We start from the raw sequence: 6,425 nt of genomic DNA on the forward strand, positions 1-6,425 counted from the left end.
ATTATATTGTGGCCTGTTACAGAGAGTTGATACATGTACCTGTGCAGGCCTGTACCGTTCTTTGGGGGAGTGCAATATGGATACGCAATCAATAGCAAGCTCAGTTTCTTTCAAAATCAGACATCACGGCCTGGTTCTTGGCCTTATGGATCAGGATGACCTTGAAACTCTGATTAATGAGAAGCTCATGAGCACAGTGACAGATGTTCAGTTGCATTATGGCCGCCTTATAAAGCTCATGATTTTAAGGTTTGCCAGCGGAGACATGCCCCATGGTATTAACGACATGGAGTCGTTTGCATGCTCCCTGCCTGCAAACATGATCTCAACAGCTGATAACGCTGATGACGGTCCATACAGCCAGGTCACCAGAGATGCCTTCTGTGAGGTGCTTGACCGAATTGGTGATTATGGACCGGCCCGCTTTTACTGCAACACAGTATCAGATCTGATTGACCATGATGCGGTTACCTCCGCCAGTCTGACCAGCTCTTCACTTTACTTCCATGGATTCTCTCACAGCGAGCTGACAGAGATATCCCGTTATAAACAGCCAGCGTCTGCACTCACTGCAGATTTTGATGACTGTGAGAATGCGGTTGAGGCGCCTGTTACTTTTGACACTGATAATGCGCCCGCTCTGTCTGAGGTCGAGCTTATGGAAATATGGGCACGTATGCCTGGCAGCGGGCAGTCAATGATGCTTTTTCAGTCGCCGCTGTATGACAGTAAGTCCGATAAGTCACAGTCCCATGAGTCAGCCATGGATGAGGCATTGAGGGCATGTAAGGAGCAATTTCCAAATCTGAGTCGCCTTGTTGTGGACAGCGCAGCCATTACTGCTGCAATAGTAAAAGTCTGCAAAGACAACGGAACTGACCTGGTAACAAGGCTGCCTGATTCCAGGGTCAAAAAGGACTTTGAGCAGCTCAGGAACGGCTCAATATCCCTGACCATAACCAGTGCAGCAACTTATCAATCAGCACCTGAGGGAACAGGCGGCCAGGCATTCAGCTATGCCTGGCTTGGACATCATGACCTCAAATGCCGTGATGGCAGCAAAGTCACTCTCCAAAAGATCCTTTTTGTTGATGAAGCAATGAGGGCTCTCACTCAGGAAGCTGTCTTAAAAAAGGCCGAAAAAGAGCTCATTCAGGTAAACAAAAAGCTGGCAAAGCTTCAGTCTGAGCCGCGTTCAGGCAATGATGATGCAACCAAAGCTTTTCAGGAAATCATCAAAAAGCTGAAGCTTGTCAGTGTTACAGAGCCTGAGTTTGAAGAGCCTGCCGGAGACCCTGCCAGGAGAAAAGCCGCAGACAGGTACACAGCCGGTGCCCGGTCCGGGGCCACAGCAGGTGCTGTTGCGTGCATCAGCGAGGCTGCAGTCAAAGAGGCTGTCGAAAATGAGCTTTGCCACGTGATTGCAACAGCGGATACCGAAGCTGAACTAACCCCTGAGCGGGCTCTTGAGCTTTACCTGACATGCCATAGCCAGTCAGACATGGAGTCTCAATGGCAGGACTTTAAAGGCATGGAAACATTCTTCGACGCCCCGTACCTCGTCAGCAGGAAAAGAATAATGGCTCTTGCAGCTGTCATGAGTATTGCCCTGTACTATGTCAGAAAGGTTTTGACGGCCGTAAGAAAAGTGCTCGATGAGCACAGGCTTTCCATTGGCCTGAAGAATACTCCTGACTGCCAGAGACCACTGTGGAAAACCTTCCTGAAGTTTGCCTGCGGCGAAACTGAGGATACACGCATCACCATAAGCCCGGATGCAGTCCAGACGCCTTATCTCTTTGATAGCTCCATCATCGGGCTTACAGCCCGGGAGATTGGTGATGAAGCACTCAGATACTACTCAGCTGAGTTCTATGAGAACCAGTCAGCCCTGATATGCTCCTTTATCCAGCAGCACATGGTGAACATCAGAGTTCAAAGAGGCCTGATGTTCTGAAGGCCCGGGCCATACTGGCTGGCTGACTGCACAAAAGTCAGCCAGCGTAACGGCTCCTGTCTGAGCCCCACAGCAAAACAGCCTCCCCCCGGTACATGATGCCGGAGAGAGGCTGTTTTATTTGTGGCCATCAGCCCGGACTGATGCGCCGGGCAGCACACATGGCTGGCGCCGCCAGCCATGCGGTGCGGCTAAGGCTTGTTGATGATGGTGATGTAGTTGCGGTAATACTCGGCTGCCATGGCTGCAGAGCTGTGCAGCTCGGCCTCATTACGGCCGTTGGCGACCAGGGTATGATACAGATCGCGGTCCTCCTTGAGGGCCTTGATGTACTCGGCAATGGACTCGGCATCACCAGGCTCGACAAGAAAGCCTGTGGTTACATCCTTGATAAGGTCAGGAATACCGCCTACGTTGGAGGCAATGACAGGTACGCCGTGCTCCATGGCATCAAGCACAATGCTGCAGTTACTGATGGTGTTGACCGGATAGACAAAGACGTCGCAGACCTTGAGATAATCGACATAATTAAGGCGGAAGCCTACGAATTTGACGTTCTTCATGTCACGGGCGTGATGGCGCAGCAGATTGATATCATCGCCACCGCCGACAAAGACCACGACCAGCTCAGGCATTTCACTTTGCAGCAGACGGGCTGCGTCGATGAGTACCGACTGACCCATCTGACGGTTGACCAGAGGGGCGATATTGCCTACTACAAAGCGGCCGTTGAGCGATTTGCGGAAGTTGGTAACAAGCTTCTTGTTAGGCTCCATACGCGAAGCGCAGTCGGTAATGGTGATTACTTCACGCTGATAGACGTCAGCCAGGTATTCGGAGATTTCGCGGGCTGGAGAGGCAATGGCCGCAGCACTCTTGCAGGCTGCCTTGGTCATGAAGCCGCTTAAGGTCAGATCATCTTCACGAAAGGTCAGCACATAGCGGGTGCCGCGCAAAATGTAATGCACCAGGGCCCACTGCATGGCCATGGAATCATGGGCATGGACCAGGGTATAGGAATTGCCTACTTTGAAATGGGCACCAAAGCGCGGATCAGAAAAGCCTACTACCTTGATGAAGGTAAGATTGCGTACTCCCTCAAGGTGAAACGGCAGCGGGCTGTCATCACGGCATACCAGCGCCTGAGGCACACCAAGATTGGAGAGCTCTTTAATCAAAAGCTCAATCTGACGCTCATGACCGCGATAGCCACGTGACAGACTGACATGGGCAACAGCAAGCCTCTTTTCACCAGCCATGCAACTCTCCTCCGGGGGCACTTTACTTTCACTAAACGCCGCCTGCTTCTCAGGCAGTACAGCTTGAACAGACAATCATCCTGCAATCACAGTACAGGTCTCAAACCTGTCTCCATGGATAAAGCTATCAGAGACCTCATCCTGTCACACTGACAACAGTCACAATGACAAAGACCGTATCAAAAGCTCTATACCTGAGGAGACATAACCTGGCGCTGCCGCGCAGCTCCAGAAAAACTGCCAGCCCTCAGCAAGGCTGCGCCATAAGCGACGCAACCGTGGGCCGGGTATTGCCAGGTGCAGCCAGGAACATGTGCACACAAGGCGCTCTGGCATCTGCAGCAGTACATACTGTGCAGCACTCAGCATGCCCCAGCGCCAGTAACGCTGCTGCCCTGCTGAGAATGCATGAAAGAGACATGCATAAAAACAAAAGGGCCCTGGTCAGCAGCAGTACGCTGCTCCGGCAGGACCAATAATAATTTATTCACTGAACATCTCAGCCCGACCTTCTGCTAAACAGTAAGTCCAGGGCATACAGCATACCCTGCAGGACTGGCCGGTCAGACTGGCCCGCCAGGCTTACCTGCCTGGCTGCGTACAGGGTGCACTGCAGGGCCACTGCAGGGCGCGATGCAGAGCAGCTGCATGGCGCTCAGCTGAGCGCTGGCCAATGCTGGCACCGTGAAGATACTGCCATGGCCCACATAGCTGAGGCTCAGGGACCATACTTCAGGGCATGCCAGTGACTCTCAGTAGGCTCTACACTAAGGAGCGGGCCTGATGCGGACTTGGATTATCACCGAGCAGGTCAAACATGCGCTTGCGCTGGTGCATGATAATCCTGTCCTGATCTATGACATCAGACATGAAGTAGTAGAAGAGGCTGACCATGGCATGAACCGGATTGGAGCCGTTACGGTAGAGAATCACATCCCATGGCTTTACATTGCCATTGCCCACAAGGCGGGCTGAGATATCTCTTTCATAGGACAGCACATTGACCACGAATTTGTTGTAGTCATTGCGCTGTGGCAGGAACAGCTGGTGCTGCTCAGTTTCATTGCGGGAAATGGTCATGATGTAGGAGCCTGGCTGAGCCAGGGACATCTCACACTCCATATTAGCCTGCTGGATCAGATAGAGTGAATCCTCTACCTGAGGCAGGGTGGAGAGGAAGAAGAAAGCCTCCACCATATTTGTCTGAGGATTGAGACGCTTGATGCAGACAACTGTCTGCATGTCCTCGGAAATCTCATCGAGCAGATCATAGTAGCTGTCGATGCGATCAATAAGAATCTTGGCATTGGAAGTTGCGGCCAGACGCACATCAAGCTGAGTCAGTACCTCATTAGGCAGATGATTGAGCGAGAGCAGATAGTCATAGCCGTTTAAGACCAGCTGATCGGCACATAAGAAGAGCAGCTGGCGCGGGCCTAAAATAAGACCGTGATCTAGCCCCAGACATGGCAGGAATGCACCCAGTGACTTGTGGTCAAGGCCATGCAGGGCTGATGCGGTACCAAAGTTGGCTCCCTGAGCAATATTCGGCTGAATTGCTCTTAAGGCCTCAGGCGGATTTAAGCGGGTAGCTACCTTGGCACGGGTAAAGAAATTGGTATAGAAGCCCTCAAGGTGCTCGTAATTTACAAGACGCATTACAGAGCGACAGTTAGGAGCACTGATGCGGTAACGAGGATGCAGCATGGCTGGAAGCATAAGCTGCATGTACTGATTGGCGTAGTTGGAGTAGGCAGTGATACTGCCCAGATCCTTAAGACCGCACATCAGGGCCATTACACAGATAGTAAGCGCCGTATCAAAGCGCAGAATGTATTCCGGTTCGCCTTTGATTGCATAGGAGTTGGATACGGCGGAGAATGCCTGGAATACCTTGAACAGTTCAGGATTCTGATAGATCTCAGACTGCTTGAGCTTTAAGAAGGCATCGACCACATGCAGTGAGTAATCGACCATCTCTTCCTGATTGGAACCATCAGGCATGGCCAGCTCTGCAAGGCGGTCAAACAGTACAGGATAGTTCTGCTCTACTTCCTGCAGGGTGCTTTCAATCACGTCATTACCCAGCAGGCTTCTTAAAAGTGTGGCATAAATCTGATTCAAGGGAGCAGCTCCTTTTAATACTGCCTACGCTCAAGCTCAGGGTCTGTTAAGCCCTCAGGTCATATGCCTGACAGCTCAGCCTCACGCTCCTTTGCGCAATATCCGCTGATACCCCTGGGGGTATCAAAAAACAAGTATATCAGTATCCAGACAGTCCGGACTTAGCATGTTACTGCAATTATAAGGCCGCCATGGTCATATAACGACAATGCACGCACTCTGTCATATTCTAAAGAGAAAGTCAGCCAATCTCAAATTTTAGGCCCCGGTTTTATCCCCTTTTCAGGCCTCTGTCTCATTAGTGCACAGTGCTGATTCAAAGTCTACAGGGTACAGCCCTATGTCCCGGACCTGCCAGTCCCGCACTGGCGCCCGGGAAGCGGCGCAGCTGCGGTCCGGGCAGCCAGTGCAGATCATTTTGCAGGTCCCATAAACGAAAAAACCACCTTGCGGTGGTATTAAGAAGCTGGCTTATGCAGCAGGGCGATGAGGCTGAGCACCTTGCGCTGACAGCGACCGGCAGTTGCAGGCTGACCGGCAGTACCGGGCGGCCGGGCAGCCGGGCAGGCCGTGCTGAGCAGGCGGGCAGGCCTTGCGGTCCTTGCGTGCAGCAGCTTCCGGAGGGTGGCTGATCTGGTGGTTTTACCAGGCCCAGAAACAAAAAAACCACCTTGCGGTGGTCATTTGAGAGATAAATGGCGGAACGGACGGGAATCGAACCCGCGACCTCCTGCGTGACAGGCAGGCATTCTAACCGGCTGAACTACCGCTCCGCATTTAAAAATTAAGCCTGGCGATGACCTACTCTCACACAATCGTACGTTGCACTACCATCGGCGTTACTGCATTTCACTTCTGTGTTCGGAATGGTGACAGGTGGGACTACAGCACTATGGTCGCCAGACAAATCTGTATTTAAAAATGTTCAGTACAAGCTCTGTGCTTAACTCTTTACTATCTAATGGTAACCTTGCCTTTAAAACCTTTCGGGGTTGTATGGTCAAGCTTTCGGGTCATTAGTATTGGCCAGCTTCACGCATCACTGCGCTTCCACATCCAACCTATCAACGTCGTAGTCTTCAACG

General features: G+C 51.8%; 3 protein-coding genes, 1 tRNA gene and 2 rRNA genes. 1 reads left to right on the plus strand and 5 read right to left on the minus strand.

Going from position 1 to position 6,425, the window contains the following annotated elements; all coding sequences use genetic code 11:
• The first annotated feature begins 76 nt into the window (after positions 1-76).
• A complete protein-coding gene (locus MXE41_RS11660) occupies positions 77-1,957 on the plus strand; it encodes a hypothetical protein (RefSeq protein ID WP_247100606.1) in 1,881 nt (626 codons plus the stop codon).
• A gap of 191 nt (positions 1,958-2,148) precedes the next feature.
• Here MXE41_RS11660 and MXE41_RS11665 read toward each other — a convergent pair whose 3' ends face one another.
• From MXE41_RS11665 to MXE41_RS11685, 5 genes are all read right to left on the minus strand, one after another.
• Positions 2,149-3,216: a glycosyltransferase family 4 protein gene (locus MXE41_RS11665; RefSeq protein WP_246978865.1), complete on the minus strand. Its 1,068-nt coding sequence runs from the start codon at positions 3,214-3,216 to the stop codon at positions 2,149-2,151.
• A gap of 762 nt (positions 3,217-3,978) precedes the next feature.
• On the minus strand, positions 3,979-5,340 hold the full coding sequence (locus tag MXE41_RS11670) for a hypothetical protein (RefSeq protein ID WP_247100607.1): 1,362 nt from the start codon (positions 5,338-5,340) through the stop codon (positions 3,979-3,981).
• Positions 5,341-6,036: 696 nt separating this feature from the next.
• Positions 6,037-6,113: transfer RNA gene (locus MXE41_RS11675), tRNA-Asp, on the minus strand.
• A gap of 15 nt (positions 6,114-6,128) precedes the next feature.
• Positions 6,129-6,244: ribosomal RNA gene (rrf, locus tag MXE41_RS11680) — 5S ribosomal RNA — on the minus strand.
• A 92-nt stretch (positions 6,245-6,336) separates the two neighbouring features.
• A 23S ribosomal RNA gene (locus MXE41_RS11685) occupies positions 6,337-6,425 on the minus strand; the annotation flags it as partial.

Origin of the sequence: Anaerobiospirillum sp. NML120449, assembly GCF_023051105.1 — a bacterium.
Classification (GTDB): Bacteria; Pseudomonadota; Gammaproteobacteria; order Enterobacterales; family Succinivibrionaceae; genus Anaerobiospirillum.

What these genes read in the sequence shown, in the direction of transcription:
- MXE41_RS11660 (WP_247100606.1), top strand. Translation starts at nt 77, where the DNA reads ATGGATACGCAATCAATAGCAAGCTCAGTTTCTTTCAAAATCAGACAT.
- MXE41_RS11665 (WP_246978865.1), bottom strand. Translation starts at nt 3,216, where the DNA reads ATGGCTGGTGAAAAGAGGCTTGCTGTTGCCCATGTCAGTCTGTCACGT.